13 protein-coding genes and 1 pseudogene are annotated in these 19,244 nt (G+C 69.6%); 10 read left to right on the forward strand and 4 right to left on the reverse strand.

Translation table 11 applies throughout. From position 1 onward, the window contains the following. Positions 1-156 precede the first annotated feature (156 nt). Positions 157-921 (reverse strand): IclR family transcriptional regulator, encoded by a 765-nt coding sequence (locus ACFWJX_RS37230; RefSeq protein ID WP_094103296.1) that lies wholly within the window; start codon positions 919-921, stop codon positions 157-159. Between the two features lie 318 nt (positions 922-1,239). Here ACFWJX_RS37230 and metH point away from each other — a divergent pair, with 318 nt between their 5' ends. From metH to ACFWJX_RS37250, 4 genes are all read left to right on the forward strand, one after another. Further along, positions 1,240-4,761, forward strand: a complete 3,522-nt coding sequence (gene metH / locus ACFWJX_RS37235) for a methionine synthase (RefSeq protein WP_383251004.1) — start codon at positions 1,240-1,242, stop codon at positions 4,759-4,761. 126 nt (positions 4,762-4,887) lie between these two features. Beyond that, positions 4,888-5,586 carry an HAD family hydrolase gene (locus tag ACFWJX_RS37240; protein ID WP_383251006.1) on the forward strand — a complete coding sequence of 233 codons (699 nt, stop codon included), beginning with the start codon at positions 4,888-4,890 and terminating at the stop codon, positions 5,584-5,586. A gap of 477 nt (positions 5,587-6,063) precedes the next feature. Further along, positions 6,064-7,671, forward strand: a complete 1,608-nt coding sequence (locus ACFWJX_RS37245) for an ABC transporter substrate-binding protein (protein WP_383251007.1) — start codon at positions 6,064-6,066, stop codon at positions 7,669-7,671. A gap of 69 nt (positions 7,672-7,740) precedes the next feature. Further along, complete coding sequence (locus ACFWJX_RS37250) at positions 7,741-9,321, forward strand: ABC transporter substrate-binding protein (RefSeq protein ID WP_383251009.1); 1,581 nt, start codon at positions 7,741-7,743, stop codon at positions 9,319-9,321. A 78-nt stretch (positions 9,322-9,399) separates the two neighbouring features. Here ACFWJX_RS37250 and ACFWJX_RS37255 read toward each other — a convergent pair whose 3' ends face one another. Then, positions 9,400-10,071, reverse strand: coding sequence for a response regulator transcription factor (locus ACFWJX_RS37255; protein WP_030606450.1), 672 nt, complete (start codon positions 10,069-10,071; stop codon positions 9,400-9,402). Next, positions 10,011-11,091 (reverse strand): annotated as a pseudogene (locus tag ACFWJX_RS37260) (RecB family exonuclease). The gene ACFWJX_RS37255 and the pseudogene ACFWJX_RS37260 overlap by 61 nt, the downstream one beginning before the upstream one ends. A 175-nt stretch (positions 11,092-11,266) precedes the next feature. Between ACFWJX_RS37260 and ACFWJX_RS37265 the strand changes: the two are divergent. The 3 genes from ACFWJX_RS37265 (at position 11,267) to ACFWJX_RS37275 (ending at position 14,556) form a co-directional block, all read left to right on the forward strand. Then, entirely contained in the window at positions 11,267-12,784 is a 1,518-nt protein-coding gene (locus ACFWJX_RS37265; RefSeq protein ID WP_383251011.1) for a site-2 protease family protein, read from the forward strand. 50 nt (positions 12,785-12,834) lie between these two features. Continuing rightward, a complete protein-coding gene (locus ACFWJX_RS37270) occupies positions 12,835-13,734 on the forward strand; it encodes a tRNA (adenine-N1)-methyltransferase (protein ID WP_086772234.1) in 900 nt (299 codons plus the stop codon). Positions 13,735-13,977: 243 nt separating this feature from the next. Then, the gene (locus ACFWJX_RS37275; protein ID WP_383251013.1) at positions 13,978-14,556 is read left to right on the forward strand and encodes a hypothetical protein; all 579 of its coding nucleotides are present in this window, start codon (positions 13,978-13,980) and stop codon (positions 14,554-14,556) included. A gap of 71 nt (positions 14,557-14,627) precedes the next feature. Here the strand turns inward: ACFWJX_RS37275 and ACFWJX_RS37280 are convergent, their stop codons facing one another. Continuing rightward, entirely contained in the window at positions 14,628-14,933 is a 306-nt protein-coding gene (locus tag ACFWJX_RS37280) for a ferredoxin (RefSeq protein WP_383251016.1), read from the reverse strand. A 244-nt stretch (positions 14,934-15,177) separates the two neighbouring features. Between ACFWJX_RS37280 and arc the strand changes: the two genes are divergently transcribed. From arc to ACFWJX_RS37295, 3 genes are all read left to right on the forward strand, one after another. Continuing rightward, positions 15,178-16,944, forward strand: coding sequence for a proteasome ATPase (gene arc, locus ACFWJX_RS37285; protein WP_383251018.1), 1,767 nt, complete (start codon positions 15,178-15,180; stop codon positions 16,942-16,944). A gap of 229 nt (positions 16,945-17,173) precedes the next feature. Next, on the forward strand, positions 17,174-18,685 hold the full coding sequence (gene dop, locus ACFWJX_RS37290) for a depupylase/deamidase Dop (RefSeq protein WP_383251020.1): 1,512 nt from the start codon (positions 17,174-17,176) through the stop codon (positions 18,683-18,685). 188 nt (positions 18,686-18,873) lie between these two features. Next, a complete protein-coding gene (locus ACFWJX_RS37295) occupies positions 18,874-19,092 on the forward strand; it encodes a ubiquitin-like protein Pup (RefSeq protein ID WP_019757212.1) in 219 nt (72 codons plus the stop codon). Positions 19,093-19,244: the final 152 nt, after the last annotated feature.

Below are 19,244 nucleotides of genomic sequence, written 5' to 3' on the forward strand. Positions count from 1 at the left end.
AACGTCCATGTCAGGGCGCGCCGGGAGCCGTGACGGACACGGCGGCGAAAGCCGAGGCGTGCGCGACGAGAGCCCGGAAGGGGCATGCCGAGAGCCGGAACGCCGTCCCGACGTCCCGGTGTGTTTCCGCGTGGGTCTTGGAACCGCCCGGCGCTCTCAGAACCGCCCGGCGCCCAGATCGCGCGACACCGCGCGGGCGCAGTCGCGGACGGCGGCGATCAGTTCGGGGCGCACCTCGCCGTCCCGGCACAGGCGTTCCACGGCGCCGGTGATGCCGACGGCCCCCACCGGCATGCGCCGCCGGTCGTGGATGGGCGCGGCGACGGAGGAGACGCCCTCCCAGGTCTCCTCGACGTCAGCCGCGTACCCCCGCGCGCGCGTGAGATCGAGGAGATGCTCGAAGTCCTCCAGCTCGCACACCGTGCGTTCGGTGAAGGGCTTGCGGTCGGCCTCCATGGCCTCGCTGTGCGCGACCGGGTCGTACGCCGACAGCACCTTGCCCAGGGCCGTCGAGTGCAGCGGCTGCATGGCCCCGATCTCCAGGACCTGCCGGCTGTCGTCTGGCCGGAACACGTGGTGCACGATCAGCACGCCCTGCTGGTGCAGCACGCCCAGATGGACGCTCTCGCCGCTGGAGCGGGCCAGGTCGTCCGTCCACACCAGGGCACGCGCGCGCAGCTCGTGCACGTCCAGATAGGTGGTGCCCAGGCGCAGCAGCTCCGCGCCGAGCTGGTAGCGGCCGGAGGCGTCGTCCTGTTCGACGAAGCCCTCCTGCTGGAGGGTGCGCAGAATGCCGTGGGCCGTGCCCTTGGCCAGGCCCAGGGCCGAGGCGATGTCCGAGAGGCCCAGCCGCCGCTCGCCGCCCGCGAGCAGTCGCAGCATCGCGGCCGCCCGTTCGAGCGACTGGATGTTCCGTGCCATCGCCGTTCTGCCTCCGTCCCCTCGGCCGTCCACGCGCAGCCAGTGCTGCCGTTGTTCGGCATTGTCGAACACTACCGGTCCATGCCGACCTCCCGCTAATGGTCGGTCAATACGCGTCATGCCATTCGCCCCCGCAGGTGACGCGCAGACTTTCCCGGTCCGTCCCGTGGACGCCCTGACCATAAGCCCCCGGTCCCGGCTACCCTGGCGGCGAGCGCCCTCCATGGGGAAGCTCCATGACCGATCCCACGGGACGGTCCGGGAGCGACCGGAGGGCGCCCTGAAGCCGACAGCCGTCGCACCCGAGGGAGCCCTTTCATGGCCTCTGTGCCGCCGACCCCTTCCGCCGACAGCCGGACCCGTGTGTCCGAGCTCCGTGAGGCCCTCGCCACCCGAGTGGTGGTGGCCGACGGAGCGATGGGCACGATGCTCCAGGCCCAGGACCCCACGCTCGAGGACTTCCAGAACCTCGAGGGCTGCAACGAGATCCTGAACGTCACCCGGCCCGACATCGTGCGCTCGGTGCACGAGGAGTACTTCGCCGCCGGAGTGGACTGCGTCGAGACGAACACCTTCGGCGCGAACTTCGCCGCCATGGCCGAGTACGACATTCCGGAGCGGGTCCACGAACTGTCCGAGGCGGGCGCCCGCATCGCCCGCGAGACGGCGGACTCCTTCGCGGCACGCGACGGCCGCACCCGCTGGGTGCTCGGCTCGATCGGCCCCGGCACCAAGCTGCCCACCCTCGGTCACGTCGCCTACACCACCCTGCGCGACGCCTACCAGGACAACGCCGAGGGCCTCATCGCCGGCGGCGCCGACGCGCTGATCGTCGAGACCACCCAGGACCTGCTCCAGACCAAGGCCGCCGTGCTCGGCGCCCAGCGCGCCCGCCGCAACGCGGGCCTGGACGTGCCGCTGATCGTCTCCGTGACGGTCGAGACCACCGGCACCATGCTGCTCGGCTCCGAGATCGGTGCCGCCCTGACGGCCCTGGAGCCGCTCGGCATCGACATGATCGGCATGAACTGCGCCACCGGCCCCGCCGAGATGAGCGAGCACCTGCGCTACCTGGCCCGCAACGCCCGCATCCCGCTGGCCTGCATGCCGAACGCGGGCCTGCCGGTGCTCGGCAAGGACGGCGCCAGCTACCCGCTGACGGCCCCCGAGCTGGCGGACGCCCAGGAGAACTTCGTCCGCGACTACGGCCTCTCCCTGATCGGCGGCTGCTGCGGCACCACCCCCGAGCACCTGCGCCAGGTCGTCGAGCGCGTCCGCGGCCTCGCCCCCGCCGCGCGCGACCCGCGCCCCGAGGCGGGCGCCGCCTCGCTCTACCAGAACGTCCCGTTCCGCCAGGACACCGCGTACATGGCGATCGGTGAGCGGACGAACGCCAACGGCTCCAAGAAGTTCCGCGAGGCCATGCTCCAGGGCCGCTGGGACGACTGTGTGGAGATCGCCCGCGAGCAGATCCGCGAAGGCGCCCACATGCTCGACCTGTGCGTGGACTACGTCGGCCGCGACGGCGTCGCCGACATGGAGGAACTCGCCGGCCGCTTCGCCACCGCCTCCACCCTGCCGATCGTCCTGGACTCCACCGAGGTCGACGTCCTGCGGGCCGGCCTGGAGAAGCTGGGCGGCCGCGCGGTCATCAACTCCGTCAACTACGAGGACGGCGACGGCCCCGAGTCCCGCTTCGCCAAGGTCACCCGGCTGGCCCAGGAACACGGCGCCGCGCTGATCGCCCTCACCATCGACGAGGAGGGCCAGGCCCGCACCCCGGAGCACAAGGTCGCGATCGCCGAGCGGCTGATCACCGACCTCACGGGGAACTGGGGCATCCGCGAGGAGGACATCCTCATCGACACCCTGACCTTCACCATCTGTACCGGCCAGGAGGAGTCCCGCAAGGACGGCATCGCCACCATCGAGGCGATCCGCGAGCTGAAGCGCCGCCACCCCGACGTCCAGACCACGCTGGGCCTGTCGAACATCTCCTTCGGCCTCAACCCGGCCGCCCGCGTCCTGCTCAACTCCGTCTTCCTCGACGAGTGCGTCAAGGCGGGCCTGGACTCGGCGATCGTGCACGCGTCGAAGATCCTCCCGATCGCCCGTTTCACCGAGGAAGAGGTCGGCACGGCCCTCGACCTCATCTACGACCGCCGCGGCGAGGGCTACGACCCCCTCCAGAAGCTCATGGCCCTGTTCGAGGGCGCCACCACCAAGTCCCTCAAGGCGGGCCGCGCCGAGGAACTGGCCGCCCTGCCCCTGGACGAGCGCCTCAAGCGCCGCATCATCGACGGCGAGAAGAACGGCCTGGAGGCCGACCTGGACGCGGCGCTCCAGGCCCGCCCCGCCCTGGAGATCGTCAACGAGACCCTCCTGGACGGCATGAAGGTCGTCGGCGAGCTGTTCGGCTCCGGCCAGATGCAGCTGCCGTTCGTCCTCCAGTCCGCCGAGGTCATGAAGACCGCGGTCGCCTACCTCGAGCCCCACATGGAGAAGGTCGAGGGCGAGGAGGGCAAGGGCACCATCGTGCTGGCCACCGTCCGCGGCGACGTCCACGACATCGGCAAGAACCTCGTCGACATCATCCTGACCAACAACGGCTACAACGTCGTCAACCTCGGCATCAAGCAGCCGGTCTCCGCGATCCTCGAGGCGGCCGAGGAGCACCGCGCCGACGTCATCGGCATGTCCGGTCTCCTGGTCAAGTCCACGGTGATCATGAAGGAGAACCTCCAGGAGCTGAATCAGCGCGGCCTGGCGGCGGACTACCCGGTCATCCTCGGCGGCGCCGCCCTGACCCGCGCCTACGTCGAGCAGGACCTGCACGAGGTCTACGAGGGCGAGGTCCGCTACGCCCGCGACGCCTTCGAGGGTCTGCGCCTGATGGACGCCCTCATCGGCGTCAAGCGGGGCGTGCCCGGCGCGGCGCTGCCCGAGCTGAAGCAGCGCCGGGTCCGCGCGAGCGCCACCGCCGTCGAGGTCGAGGAACGTCCGGAGGAGGGCCACGTCCGCTCCGACGTCGCCACCGACAACCCCGTCCCCGAGCCGCCGTTCTGGGACACCCGCGTCATCAAGGGCATCCAGCTCAAGGAGTACGCCTCCTGGCTGGACGAGGGCGCCCTCTTCAAGGGCCAGTGGGGCCTCAAGCAGGCCCGCACCGGCGACGGACCGACGTACGAGGAACTGGTCGAGACGGAGGGCCGGCCGAGGCTGCGCGGGCTCCTGGACAAGCTCCAGACCGACAACCTGCTCGAGGCCGCCGTCGTCTACGGCTACTTCCCCTGTGTGTCCAAGGACGACGACCTGATCATCCTGGACGAGCAGGGCAACGAGCGGACCCGCTTCACCTTCCCCCGCCAGCGCCGCGGCCGCCGCCTGTGCCTGGCCGACTTCTTCCGCCCGGAGGAGTCGGGGGAGACCGACGTGGTCGGCCTCCAGGTCGTCACCGTCGGCTCCCGCATCGGCGAGGAGACCGCCAAGCTCTTCGAGGCCAACGCCTACCGCGACTACCTCGAACTGCACGGACTGTCCGTCCAGCTGGCGGAGGCCCTCGCCGAGTACTGGCACGGGCGCGTGCGTTCGGAGCTGGGATACGCCGGCGAGGACCCCGCGGACATCGAGGAGATGTTCGCCCTCAAGTACCGCGGCGCCCGCTTCTCCCTCGGCTACGGCGCCTGCCCCAACCTGGAGGACCGCGCCAAGATCGCCGACCTGCTGCGGCCCGAGCGGATCGGCGTCCACCTCTCCGAGGAGTTCCAGCTGCACCCCGAGCAGTCCACGGACGCCATCGTCATCCACCACCCGGAGGCGAAGTACTTCAACGCACGGTGAAGCCCCGCACACGGCGCGGTGCGACACATCCGGCACACTGATCGGACAGGTCGTACACTGGTCGGTCCACTGAAGGCCGGTTCCCCCACGGGAACCGGCCTGCTCGTCCCTCAAGGAGGTACGTGGATGACCAGCACGGTCCCCGCGCTAGGAACCCGGACGGCCGAAGGCTCGGCCCTGCAGGCGGTGCTCCTCGACATGGACGGCACCCTGGTGGACACCGAGGGCTTCTGGTGGGACGTCGAGGCCGAGGTCTTCGCCGGGCTCGGCCACACCCTCGACGACTCCTGGCGCCATGTCGTGGTCGGCGGCCCCATGAGCCGCAGCGCCGGGTTCCTGATCGAGGCGACCGGCGCCGACATCACCCTCTCCGAACTCAGCGTCCTGCTCAACCAGGGTTTCGAGGAGCGCATCGGACACGGCCTGCCCCTGATGCCGGGAGCCGCCCGGCTGCTCGCCGAGCTGGCGGCGCACCGGATCCCGACGGCCCTCGTCTCCGCCTCGCACCGGCGCATCATCGACCGCGTCCTCACCTCGCTGGGCCCCCAGCACTTCGCGCTGACGGTGGCCGGCGACGAGGTGTCGCGCACCAAGCCGCACCCCGACCCCTATCTGTTCGCCGCCGCCGGCCTGGGTGTGGATCCGGCCAGATGTGCCGTCGTCGAGGACACCGCGACCGGGGTCGCCGCGGCCGAGGCGGCGGGCTGCCAGGTCGTCGCCGTACCGTCCGTGGCGCCCATCGCACCGGCGCCCCGGCGGACCGTCGTGCCCTCGCTGGAACAGGTCGACCTGACATTCCTGCGTGGTCTGATGGCGCTCGGATGATCGCGGCGTAGATCAACCGTGATCTCCGTGATCTTCGGATGACAGAAATGCGAGCGCTGTTCACCCAGCGTGCACCGCCGTTAGCAAGGGAATTCGGCGCGTGTGCGCGCAGTGAATTCGCCCCGGCGCTGACGGCCGAATTCCGCTCCGCGCGACCCGTGGCGCATCTGTGACCTTCGCCACGCCGGAGGGCCTCGACAGGGGCCGCGCGATGTGCCGTTCACCCCCGTTCGGGGGGTGCTGGCGTGCCCTTGTGTCCTGATTCATGGGACGCTGCACGAATCATTCCACTGTCGGGTTTTCGGTGCGTCCACACCCGGTTTCACTGCGTGATGGGCTTTCAACTCCGGTGGCTGCGAACCCTCGTGCCGGTGCGGACTAATCTCGTCGCGAGAACATCGCCCTTACCCCCGTGATCGGCCGCGACACCCCTGCATGCCGGGTACACGGACCTGACAGCTCTGGAGAAACTCGAGCATGAACCGCAAGACTTTGGTGCTGCCGGCCGTGGCAGGTCTGCTCGCGCCCGTGCTCGCCGCCTGTGGCGGGTCCGACAGCGGCAGCGGCAGCGGCGACGCCATCGTCGTGGGCACCACCGACCGGTTCACCGCCACCAAGGACGCCCCGGCGCCCCTCGACCCGGCGTACGCCTACGACGTCGGCAGCTGGAACATCCTGCGCCAGACCGTGCAGACCCTGATGATCCAGCCCAAGGGTGAGGGCGACCCCGTCCCCGAGGCGGCCGAGAGCTGTGGCTTCACCGACACCGGCAACGAGCGCTACGCCTGCAAGCTCCGCAAGGACCTGAAGTTCGCCAACGGCGACGCCATCACCGCCGAGGACGTCAAGTTCTCCATCGACCGGGCCCGCGCCCTCAAGGCCGACTCCGGCGTCTTCGCCCTGCTGTCGACGGTCGACACCGTCGAGGCCAAGGGTGACAACGAAGTCATCTTCCATCTCAACACCGCCGACGCCACCTTCCCGTTCAAGCTGTCGACCCCGGTCGCCGGCATCGTCAACCCCGACGACTACGAGAAGGGCAAGCTGCGCGACGGCTTCGCGGTCGACGGCTCCGGCCCGTACACCCTCGAGGCCAAGACCGACGGTGACGAGATGACCAGCGCCGTCTTCACCAAGAACCCCAACTACAAGGGGGCCCTCGATGTGAAGAACGACAAGGTCGAGATGGTCTCCTTCGCGGACGCCGACGAGATGGGCACCGCCATCGACAAGGGGGACATCGACGTGATGACCCGCACGATGTCGCCCGAGCAGATCGAGAAGCTCTCCGATTCCTCCACCGACGACAGCGTCGACATCGTCGAGCTGGCCGGCCTCGAGATCCGCTACCTCGCCTTCAACACCGAGGCCCCGACCGTGAAGGACAAGGCGGTCCGCCAGGCGATGGCCCAGGTCATCAACCGCGGCGAGCTGGTCACCGACGTGTACGGCTCCCAGGCCGAGCCGCTGTACTCGCTGGTCCCGGCCTCGGTCACCGGCCACTCCAACTCGTTCTTCAACAAGTACGGCGACGCCAACGTCGGCAAGGCCAAGAACCTGCTGACCAAGGCCGACATCACCACCCCGGTGAAGCTGACGCTGCACTACACGACCGACCACTACGGTCCGGCCACGAAGAAGGAGTTCGAGCTGATCCAGAAGCAGCTCAACGCCAGCGGCCTGTTCGACGTCTCCATCGAGGGCACCCCCTGGGACGCCTTCGTCCCGGCCGAGCGCAAGGGCGAGTACGACGTCTGGGGCATGGGCTGGTTCCCCGACTTCGCCGACGGCGACAGCTACATCGCGCCGTTCCTCGACAAGGACAACTTCCTGAAGTCGCCGTACCAGAACCCCGAGATCATCGACAAGCTCATCCCGGAGTCCCGCCGCGAGGCCGACCGCCTGTCCGCCGGCAAGACGCTGACGGAGATTCAGGACATCGTCGCCGAGGACGTTCCGGTCCTGCCCCTCTGGCAGGGCAAGCAGTACGTCGCCTCCCGCGACGACGTCACGGGCACCGCCTACGTGCTGAACTCCTCCGCCACCCTCCAGCTGTGGGAGCTGTCCCGCGGCGTCAGCGGCTGACGGACCGTCCGACCCGGGGCCGTGGACGGCGGCCCCGGGAGCACGAGAACGACGACAAGGCACACGCACGTGAACATGCGCAACCAGTGGCCGGTCCTGCCCATCGTGGCGGGGCTGGCCTCCGGCCTGTTGACCGGCTGCGGCTCGCAGACGGCAGGCTCCGGCGGCGACGGCTCCGCCGTGGTCATGGGGATGTCCGACGACGTCCTGGCCACCGACCCGGCGTCCGGCTACGACCCCGGTTCCTGGCTGTTGTTCAACAACGTCTTCCAGTCGCTGCTGAGCTTCCCCAAGGGCGGCACCGAACCCGAGCCGGACGCCGCGAAGGACTGCGGCTTCAGCGACACACAGACCAAGGTCTACGAGTGCACGCTGAAGGACGGCCTGAAGTTCAGCAACGGTGACGCCCTCACCTCCGAGGACGTCAAGTTCTCCTTCGACCGCATGCTGGACATCGACGACGACGCCGGCCCCGCGATCATGTTCCCCATGCTCGACAAGGTCGAGACGCCGGACGAGAAGACCGTCGTCTTCAGACTGAAGGTCCCCGACGCCACCTTCCCCAGCAAGATCGCCTCGGGCGCCGGCTCCATCGTCGACCACCGGCAGTACGACGCCGACGGCCTGCGCGAGGACGGCGAGGCCGTCGGCTCCGGCCCCTACAAGCTGGACTCCTTCGGCGAGGACGAGGCCGTCTTCTCCGCCAACGAGCACTACAAGGGCACCGCCGAGGTCAAGAACACCGGCGTGACCCTCAAGTTCTTCCACGGCGACCAGAGCGGCCTCAGGAAGGCCCTCCTCGACGGCCAGGTCGACATCGCCTACCGAGGCCTCACCGCCGCCGACATCGCCGACATCGAGGCCGGTGACGACAGTTCGGGCGTCGAGGTCGTCGAGGGCAGCAGCGCCGAGGTCCAGCACCTCGTCTTCAACATGGACGACCCCGTCGCCGGGAAGCTCGGCGTCCGCCGCGCCATCGCCCACCTGATCGACCGCGAGGCCCTCGTCGCGGACGTCTACCAGGGCACCGCCGACCCGCTGTACTCGATCATCCCGGCCGGTATAGCCGGCCACAACACGGCCTTCTTCGACCGCTACGGCGCCAGCCCCTCCCGGACCGAGGCCGCCGCCGCCCTCGAGGAAGACGGCGTCACCGGCAAGGTCGAACTCACCCTCTGGTCCACCCCCTCGCGCTACGGCCCCGCCACCGACCAGGAACTGAAGGCGATCGCCGCCCAGCTCAACGCCAGCGGCCTATTCGACGCCGACGTGAAGTCGGTGGCGTACCAGCAGTACGAGAAGGACATCGCCGACGGCAAGTACGGCGTCTACGTCAAGGGCTGGGTGCCCGACTACCCGGACCCCGACAACTTCACCGCGCCCTTCTTCGGTGAGGGCAACGTCCTGGGCAACAACTACGCCGACAGCACGATCACCGGCACGCTCATCCCGCGCACCGCCGCCCAGAGCGACCGCGCCGCCACCGGCGACGACTACGGCCGCCTCCAGGACATCGTGGCCGAGCAGGTGCCCGTTCTCCCGATCTGGCAGGCCAAGCAGTACGCCGTCGTCCACGAGGACGTCTACGGCCTGGAGAGCTGCCTCGACGCCTCCACCGTCTTCCGCTTCTGGGAGCTGGACAAGGGCTGAGAGGCCCGCACGAACGCGGAGGGCGCCCCTTGTCAGGAAGAGGCGCCCTCCGTGCCGTTCACGCGGTGCGTTCCGCCGCTACTGCGCTCCGGGACGGACCAGCCCGCTCTCGTAGGCGTACACCGCGGCCTGCACCCGGTCCCGCAGTCCCAGCTTGGTCAGCACATGCCCGACATGCGTCTTCACGGTCGTCTCGCTGACGAACAGGTCGGCGGCGATCTCCGCGTTCGACAGGCCACGCGCCACCAGCTTCAGCACCTCGACCTCACGGTCGGTGAGCGTGTGCAGGGTGTCCGGCACGGGTTCGTCGCCCGAAGGCAGATGCGTGGCGTACTTGTCGAGCAGCCGCCGGGTGATGCTCGGCGCGAGCATCGCCTCACCGGCGGCCACCACCCGGATCGCCTGCACCAGCTCGTTGGCGGGCGCGTCCTTGAGCAGGAACCCGCTCGCCCCGGCGCGCAGCGCCTCCACCACGTACTCGTCGAGGTCGAAGGTCGTCAGCACCAGCACCTTCGCCGGACCGTCCCGGCCCGGCCCGGTGATCTGCCGCGTCGCCTCCACCCCGTCCATGCGGGGCATACGGATGTCCATCAGAACAACATCGGGCTGGAGGGCCCGCACCTGGTCGAGGGCCTGGAGGCCGTCGCCGGCCTCACCGACCACCGCGAGGTCCTGCTCCGCCTCCAGAATCATCCGGAAGCCGGTACGCAGCAGCGGCTGGTCATCGACCAGTAGGACGCGGATGGCCACGTAAGTCTCCTTCGGTAGTCCGGCCCCATTCTGCCCTGCGCGACCGCGCCGGACTCGGCCGCCCTACCCGCGGACCGTCCCCTCGGCCGGTCGCACCGGCAGCGGATACGGCGGGGGAGTGCCGCCGAACTCCGGACAGTGCGCCTGGTGGTCGCACCAGCCGCACAGCTTCGTCGGACGGGGCCGCCACTCACCCGTCTCCGTCGCCAGCCGGATCGCGTCCCACAACGCGAGCAGCTTGCGCTCGACCCGCTCCAGATCGGCGAGCACCGGGTCGTACGTCAGCACGTCACCGCTGCCCAGGTAGACCAGCTGGAGCCGCCGGGGGATCACGTTCTTCAGTCGCCAGACGACGAGCGCGTAGAACTTCATCTGGAACAGCGCGCTCTCGGCGTACTCCGGCCGGGGCGCCTTGCCCGTCTTGTAGTCGACGATCCGCACCTCACCGGTGGGGGCCACGTCGACCCGGTCGATGATCCCGCGCAGTCGCAGTCCCGACTCCAGCTCGGTCTCCACGAACAGCTCCCGCTCGGCGGGCTCCAACCGTGTCGGGTCCTCCAGCGTGAACCACCGCTCGACCAGCTGCTCGGCCTCGGCCAGCCAGCCGGACAGCCGCTCACCCTCGGGATCGTCGGCGAACAGCTCCACGACCTCCGGCCGGGACTCGCGCAGCCGGTCCCACTGACCGGGGACCAGCGACCTGGCCCGCGGCGCGGTCCGCTCGGCGGCCGGCGCGTCGAAGAGACGCTCGAGCACCGCGTGCACCAGCGTGCCCCGGGTGGCCGCCGCGCTCGGCTTCTCCGGCAACCGGTCGATCACCCGGAACCGGTACAGCAACGGGCACTGCATGAAGTCGCCGGCGCGCGAGGGCGAGAGCGAGGCGGGCGCTATCGCGGTGACGGCCTTCTCACCGGCGGCCTCCACCGCCGCCACGACCGTCTCCTCGACCGCCACCTGCGGCGGGCTCCCCACGCCGTCCTCATCGCCGGACCGGGCGACACCCTCGCTGCTGCTCTCCATGCCCACAGACCTTACGGCCCGCCACCGACAGTGAGCCCACTCCGCCCACGACAGGGGGCGAGGCCGTGAAAACACAGGGGGTGCCGGGGCGGAACGCGTCCCGACGGACGCATACCATCGGTCCCAGACCCTTCCGCCCGGCAGGAGCGGGAGTTGCAACGAACGAGGGGACACCGTGGTGGAAAGCGGCGGGAGCGGGCGGCCGCGGCCGGACAGCGAAGAGTCGGCCGAGCGCCACGCGACACCCGCGCCCCCGCCGGCCGCACCCGAGGAGACCCCGGCCGGGGTCCCCGACACCTCCGCGGAGAAGCCGGCCGGTCCCTCGGAAGAGACGGTGAACGAGACGGCGAGAGAGACGGCGGAAGGGCCGCAGCGGGAGGAGAAGCAGAGGCAGGAGCCGGAAACGGACAGCGCCCCGGACCCGGCCGAGCGGACCCCGGACCCCTCCGACCTCCACCCCGACCGCCCCCTCGCCCACAGCACCCCCGCCCTCGGCGAATCCCCCACCCCCGCCAAGGGCCGCCGCCCCCCGCGCCCCCCGGAGTCCCGCGGCGGCCTGCTGATGGGGCGCCCCTTCGGCGTCCCCGTCTACGTCGCCCCCAGCTGGTTCCTCGTCGCCGCCCTGATCACCTGGGTGTTCGGCGGCCAGCTCGACCGCGTGCTGCCCGAGCTGGGCGCGGCCCGCTACCTCGTCGCCCTCTTCTTCGCGGTCGCCTTCTACGCGTCCGTGCTCGTCCACGAGCTGGCGCACACCATCGCCGCCCTCCGTTTCAAGCTCCCGGTCCGCCGCATCCAGCTCCAGTTCTTCGGCGGCGTCTCCGAGATCGAGAAGGAGGCCGAGACCCCCGGCCGCGAGTTCGTGCTGGCCTTCGTCGGCCCGCTGCTCTCCCTCGTGCTGGCCGGCCTCTTCTATCTCGCCATGCAGACCGTCGATCCCGGTACCGTGCCCGGTGTCCTGCTGGCCGGGCTCATGGTCTCCAACCTCATCGTGGCGATCTTCAACCTTCTGCCGGGACTCCCGCTCGACGGCGGCCGTATGCTCCGCGCCGTCGTCTGGAAGATCACCGGCAGGCCCATGACCGGCACCATCGCCGCAGCCTGGGTCGGCCGCGCCCTCGCGGTCTCCGTCCTGATCGGCCTGCCACTGCTCACCCAGTCCGGGGCGCTCGGCTCCGAGGCCGAGGACAGCGTCGGCATGGACACCGTCCTGGACGCCCTGCTCGCCGCCATCCTCGCCGCGATCATCTGGACCGGCGCCGGGAACAGCCTGCGCATGGCCCGCCTGCGCGAGCACCTCCCCGAACTGCGCGCCCGCAACCTCACCCGCCGCGCGGTCCCGGTCGAGACGAACACCCCGCTCTCCGAGGCACTGCGCCGCGCCAACGACGCCGGCGCCCGCGCGCTGGTCGTCGTCGACGCCCACGGCGAACCCGTCTCCCTGGTCCGCGAGGCCGCCATCGTCGGCGTACCCGAACACCGCCGTCCCTGGGTCGCCGTCAGCGGCCTCGCCCAGGACCTCACCGAGGGCATGCGGGTCTCCGCCGAACTCGCCGGCGAGGACCTCCTGGACGCCCTGCGCGCCACCCCCGCCACCGAGTACCTGGTGGTCGAGGAGACCGGCGAGATCTACGGCGTCCTCTCCGCGGCCGACGTCGAGCGCGCCTTCGTGAAGGCCATGGCCAGGCCCTCGTAGGCGTCGCCCCGGTGGTCGGCGCCCCTCACAAACCCCGGTAGGCTGGTCACATGTCCGAACCGACCGGTGCCGCCCGCAGGCGCGGGCCCTTCAAGGTCGGGGACCAGGTTCAGCTGACCGACCCCAAGGGCCGCCACTACACGTTCACGCTCGAGGCCGGGAAGAACTTCCACACCCACAAGGGTTCCTTCCCGCACGACGAACTGATCGGTGCTCCCGAGGGCAGCGTTGTCCGCACCACCGGGAACGTCGCCTACCTCGCGCTGCGCCCCCTGCTCCCCGACTACGTCCTGTCCATGCCCCGCGGCGCCGCCGTGGTCTACCCCAAGGACGCGGGGCAGATCCTGGCCTTCGCCGACATCTTCCCCGGCGCGCGCGTCGTGGAGGCGGGCGTCGGCTCCGGCTCGCTCAGCAGCTTCCTGCTCCGCGCCATCGGCGACCAGGGCATGCTGCACAGTTACGAGCGCCGCGAGGACTTCGCGGAGATCGCCCAGCAGAACGTGGAGCGCTACTTCGGCGGCCCGCACCCCGCCTGGCAGCTCACCGTCGGCGACCTCCAGGACAACCTGAGCGACACCGACGTCGACCGCGTCATCCTCGACATGCTCGCCCCCTGGGAGTGCCTGGAGGCCGTCTCCAAGGCGCTCGTCCCCGGCGGCATCCTCTGCTGCTACGTGGCGACCACCACCCAGCTCGCGCGGACCGTCGAGTCCATCCGCGAGATCGGCTCCTTCAACGAGCCGACCTCCTGGGAGTCGATGATCCGCAACTGGCACGTCGAGGGCCTGGCCGTCCGCCCGGACCACCGGATGATCGGCCACACCGGCTTCCTCCTCACCGCCCGCCGCCTCGCGGACGGCGTCGAGCCGCCCATGCGCCGCCGCCGCCCCGCCAAGGGCGCCTACGGCGAGGACTACACCGGCCCCAACGCCGACGGCGGCAACCGCTAGGCCTCTCGTCCACAGGCCCTGCCTCCGGCGGCTCCGTGCCGCATGAACGAACCGACGCCGTGGCCGAGTTCCCGTGACACCCAGGGAACTCGGCCACGGCGTCGTCGTGTTGGGCCTGCCTCTCCGGGCCGCTGTTCGGGATCCCGGACCCCCCTGTTCCCCCACACTGTGACGTGTGGCACGATGCAGGCCACCCCCACCGGCGCAGCCCCACCGGCACAGCCCTCACAGGAGACGCTCCTCGTGCAGCAATCCGCCGTCCCGGAACTGGCACACACTCACACCCGGCCGATCCACTGGGTCGCGACGGCCACCGCCGTGGCCGGTGTCGTGGCCCTGTCCTCGGTGCTCCAGCCCGGTCCGGCGACCGCCGCCCAGGCGAGCGGGCCGGGCGCGCCACCCGCACCCGTGACCGTCGCCGCCCCCGCCACCACCGGTGTCGACTTCCCGATCGAGTGCGGCCCGATGAAGGCGCTCGTGATGAGGAAGGCCTCGGGAGACCTGGACGGCGACGGCAGGCCGGAAACAGTCGCCGTGGTCCACTGCGACGCCCCCATGGGCACCCCGCCCGACGGCGTCTACGTCCTCACCCGGGCCGCCGACGCGACGAGTCCGCGGGTCGTGGCCACCCTGATCGAGCCCAAGGAACGCCGGACCGTCACCGCCCTCTCGGTCGACGACGGCGCCGTCCTCGCCGACTACCTGGGCTACTCCTCGGCCGGTGTGCCCAGTTGCTGCCCGGACGTGAAGGAGAGCGCCAAGTGGCAGTGGAAGGACGACGCGTTCATCCGCTCCGCACCCGCCGGCGCCCACAGCGTCTGAGCCGGACCACCCGAGCCGGACCGCCGGCGCTGTGAGAAATCAGACAGCCGTCACAGCGCGTACGTACCGGCTCACTCGGCGTCCGGGCCGTAGACCTCGACCCTGTCCGAAACCCTTCGCACATGGATGCAGTCGCCCGGGCACTCCCGCGCCGAGTCCACCACGTCGGTCAGCAGCGGCAGCGGGACCGGTGTCGTGGCGCCCTTGCCCTGGAGAAGCTCGTCATCAGGGGTCTTGACGTACGCCAGACCGTCGATGTCCAGCTCGAACACCTCCGGCGCGTACTGCGCGCAGATGCCGTCGCCGGTACAGAGGTCCTGGTCGATCCAGACCTCCAGTGCCTCGCCGCCGACACCGGCTTCCTGCTGTACGCCCATATCTCCTGCCGAATGTTTGCCGAGCCGTACGGGAACGATGCAGGCTCTGACGGGTGTTGAACACTTCGACCCTACCCCCGGCAGCTTTCCAATCATGTTCGGTGGGTATTCCCCTGGCGTGAGGGAGAGCGCAAGGGTGAAGATCGGACACACCCCGACAGTCTTTGTGATCTAGGGGTTTCAATCGACACCCACCCAGGTAGGGTCTGGAAGCGTCCAGCTCCCCTTGGAGGAGGTGAGGACCGTGGCAGCCCACGACGACGACATGAACCGCGGCATCCGCCCGGGACGAGGGTCCGACGACCCCGCCGGGCAGATTGCCTACCTTGAGCAGGAGATCGCCGTCCTGCGACGTAAGCTCGCCGACTCTCCGCGACACACGAGGATTCTCGAAGAGCGGATCGTCGAGCTGCAGACCAATCTGGCCGGCGTGTCCGCCCAGAACGAGCGATTGGCCAACACGCTCCGTGAGGCCCGTGACCAGATCGTGGCCCTCAAGGAGGAGGTCGACCGGCTCGCACAGCCGCCGGCCGGCTTCGGTGTCTTCCTTCAGGCGAACGAGGACGGCACCGCAGACATCTTCACCGGGGGCCGCAAACTCCGGGTGAACGTCAGCCCCAGCGTCGAGCTGGAAGAGCTGCGGCGCGGCCAGGAACTGATGCTCAACGAAGCACTCAACGTGGTCGAGGCCATGGAGTACGAGAGCGTCGGCGACATCGTCACCCTCAAGGAGATCCTCGAGGACGGCGAGCGCGCCCTGGTGGTGGGGCACACCGACGAGGAGCGTGTGGTGCGGCTCGCCGAGCCGCTGCTGGACGTCGTCATCCGCCCCGGCGACGCCCTGCTGCTCGAACCCCGCTCGGGCTACGTCTACGAGGTGGTCCCCAAGAGCGAGGTCGAGGAACTCGTCCTCGAAGAGGTCCCGGACATCGGTTACGAGCAGATCGGCGGTCTCGGCGGCCAGATCGAGGCCATCCGCGACGCGGTCGAGCTGCCGTACCTCTACCCCGACCTGTTCAAGGAGCACGAGCTGCGGCCGCCCAAGGGCGTGCTGCTGTACGGGCCCCCGGGATGCGGCAAGACGCTGATCGCCAAGGCCGTCGCCAACTCGCTGGCCAAGAAGGTCGCCGAGGTGACCGGACAGGCCACCGGCAAGAGCTTCTTCCTCAACATCAAGGGTCCCGAGCTGCTGAACAAGTACGTCGGTGAGACCGAGCGGCAGATCCGCCTGGTCTTCCAGCGTGCTCGTGAGAAGGCCAGCGAGGGCACCCCCGTCATCGTCTTCTTCGACGAGATGGAGTCCCTGTTCCGCACCCGTGGATCCGGTGTCAGCTCGGACGTGGAGAACACCATCGTGCCGCAGCTGCTCGCCGAGATCGACGGCGTGGAGGGCCTCCAGAACGTGGTCGTGATCGGTGCCTCCAACCGTGAGGACATGATCGACCCGGCCATCCTGCGACCCGGCCGGCTCGACGTGAAGATCAAGATCGAGCGTCCGGACGCCGAAGCGGCCAAGGACATCTTCGGCAAGTACCTCACCGAGCGTCTGCCGCTCCACTCCGACGACGTCGGCGAGCACGGCGGCGACCGGACCACCACCGTCCAGAGCATGATCCAGACGGCCGTGGAACACATGTACGCCGAATCCGAGGAAAACCGCTTCCTGGAAGTCACCTACGCCAATGGCGACAAGGAAGTCCTCTACTTCAAGGACTTCAACTCCGGCGCCATGATCGAGAACATCGTGGGCCGGGCCAAGAAAATGGCGATCAAGGACTTCCTGGAGAAGAACCAGAAGGGCCTTCGCGTCTCCCATCTCCTCCAGGCCTGCGTGGACGAGTTCAAGGAGAACGAGGACCTGCCGAACACCACCAACCCGGACGACTGGGCCCGGATCTCCGGAAAGAAGGGCGAGCGGATCGTGTACATCCGCACCCTGATCACCGGAAAGCAGGGTTCCGACACCGGACGCTCCATCGACACGGTGGCGAACACCGGACAGTACCTGTAAAACCAGGGCGGCTGCGGGTCCCCTTTCCGGGTACCCGCAGCCGACTGTTTTTCGGGCCACGGCTGGAGCAGGCAATGACGCAAATGATCTCCCCACCAGCGCAGAGGCGTTCTAGGCTCTTGCGTACCGCCGGGCGCAGTGCGGGGACGGGCACCGCACACGCACCGGAGCACCCGCGGTACTTGAGCGGCGCCCACGACCGAGGGTGCCGCCGGGCAAGGAGGGCCGCATGACCGTACGGCGAGTAATGGGCATCGAGACGGAGTACGGGATCTCCGTCCCCGGTCACCCGAACGCCAATGCCATGCTCACCTCGTCCCAGATCGTCAACGCCTACGCGGCGGCGATGCACCGGGCCCGCCGGGCCCGCTGGGACTTCGAGGAGGAGAACCCGCTGCGCGACGCGCGAGGCTTCGACCTCGCCCGCGAGGTCGCCGACTCCAGCCAGCTCACCGACGAGGACATCGGCCTCGCCAACGTGATCCTCACCAATGGGGCCCGCCTCTACGTCGACCACGCGCACCCCGAGTACAGCTCGCCCGAGGTCACCAACCCGCGCGACGCCGTCCTGTGGGACAAGGCGGGCGAGCGGATCATGGCCGAGGCGGCCGAGCGCGCCGCGGCGCTCCCGGGCGCACAGCCGATCCACCTTTACAAGAACAACACCGACAACAAGGGCGCCTCCTACGGCACGCACGAGAACTACCTGATGAAGCGGGAAACCGCCTTCTCGGACATCGTGCGCCACCTCACGCCGTTCTTCGTCTCCCGTCAGGTCTTCACGGGGGCGGGCCGGGTCGGCATCGGCCAGGACGGGCACGAGCACGGCTTCCAGCTCAGCCAGCGCGCGGACTACTTCGAGGTCGAGGTCGGCCTGGAGACCACGCTCAAGCGCCCGATCATCAACACCCGCGACGAGCCGCACGCCGATGCCGAGAAGTACCGCCGCCTCCACGTGATCATCGGCGACGCCAACCTGTCGGAGATCTCCACCTACCTCAAGCTCGGCACCACGGCCCTGGTGCTGTCGATGATCGAGGACGGCTTCATCGCCGTCGACCTGGCGGTGGACCAGCCCGTCCGCACCCTCCACCAGGTCTCGCACGACCCCACCCTGAAGCGTCTGGTCACGCTGCGCAGCGGCCGCACGCTCACCGCGGTCCAGTTGCAGATGGAGTACTTCGAGCTGGCGCGCAAGTACGTGGAGGAGCGTTACGGCGCCGACGCGGACGACCAGACCAAGGACGTCCTGGCGCGCTGGGAGGACACCCTCACGCGCCTGGAGAGCGACCCCATGAGCCTGGCCGGCGAGCTGGACTGGGTGGCCAAGCGCGAGCTGATGGAGGGCTACCGGCGCCGCGACAGCCTGGACTGGGACGCCGCCCGCCTCCACCTGGTCGACCTCCAGTACGCCGACGTACGGCCGGACAAGGGCCTGTACAACCGCCTGGTGGCCCGTGGGCGCGTGAAGCGGCTCCTGGACGAGGCGGAGGTCGAGCGGGCCGTGGGCAAGCCCCCGGAGGACACGCGCGCGTACTTCCGCGGCCGGTGTCTCGAGCAGTACGCCGACGACGTCGCGGCGGCCTCCTGGGACTCGGTCATCTTCGATCTGCCGGGCCGCGACAGCCTCCAGCGCGTTCCAACCCTGGAACCGCTTCGCGGAACGCGAAATCACGTCAAGGCGCTGCTGGACCGCTGCCGCACGGCGGAAGACCTGGTCAGGGTCTTGTCGGGTGGCTGAGCGGGTACTCGGCCGCACCTGGGCGCCCGGGGTGGAAATCCGCGTGTCCGGGAATCATCGAGGTGGCCCCCGCACGTTGTAGGAACTGCGGGGCCGATGTCGGACCCGGCTTGTAGGGTCTGATCATCACCGATCGGCAGGATGCCGACCTGTCGACCATGTCGGGCGAACTGAGCGGGGTGAGGGTTATGGCGACCAAGGACACCGGCGGCGGCCAGCAGAAGGCGACGCGCTCCACCGAGGAGGTCGAGGAGCAGGCGGCCGAGACGCAGGCTTCGGAGGACCTCAAGGAGCGTCAGGAGAAGCTGAGCGACGACGTGGACTCCGTGCTGGACGAGATCGACGACGTCCTCGAGGAGAATGCCGAGGACTTCGTGCGAAGCTTCGTGCAAAAGGGCGGGCAGTAAGCCGCCTTTGCCTTCGAAGTGAAGGTTCAAGCGTGCGGGGGTGTGAGTGACCGGTAAGCCCGCCACCTGTCTCGGGTTCACCGGTCCTCGCACTCCGACGGGGGTGTCGCGAGATCCGCGAGATGTGTTCCGCGGGACATGTGGATCACCGC

The sequence above is a fragment of the Streptomyces sp. NPDC058335 genome, assembly GCF_042723915.1.
Lineage (GTDB): Bacteria > Actinomycetota > Actinomycetes > Streptomycetales > Streptomycetaceae > Streptomyces.

Bases quoted from the DNA above. Each gene is read 5' to 3' on its own strand.
- ACFWJX_RS37240 (WP_383251006.1), top strand. From the start codon at position 4,888: ATGACCAGCACGGTCCCCGCGCTAGGAACCCGGACGGCCGAAGGCTCG.
- ACFWJX_RS37295 (WP_019757212.1), top strand. From the start codon at position 18,874: ATGGCGACCAAGGACACCGGCGGCGGCCAGCAGAAGGCGACGCGCTCC.
- metH (WP_383251004.1), top strand. From the start codon at position 1,240: ATGGCCTCTGTGCCGCCGACCCCTTCCGCCGACAGCCGGACCCGTGTG.
- ACFWJX_RS37280 (WP_383251016.1), bottom strand. From the start codon at position 14,933: ATGGGCGTACAGCAGGAAGCCGGTGTCGGCGGCGAGGCACTGGAGGTC.
- ACFWJX_RS37230 (WP_094103296.1), bottom strand. From the start codon at position 921: ATGGCACGGAACATCCAGTCGCTCGAACGGGCGGCCGCGATGCTGCGA.
- dop (WP_383251020.1), top strand. From the start codon at position 17,174: ATGACCGTACGGCGAGTAATGGGCATCGAGACGGAGTACGGGATCTCC.
- ACFWJX_RS37245 (WP_383251007.1), top strand. From the start codon at position 6,064: ATGAACCGCAAGACTTTGGTGCTGCCGGCCGTGGCAGGTCTGCTCGCG.
- ACFWJX_RS37270 (WP_086772234.1), top strand. From the start codon at position 12,835: ATGTCCGAACCGACCGGTGCCGCCCGCAGGCGCGGGCCCTTCAAGGTC.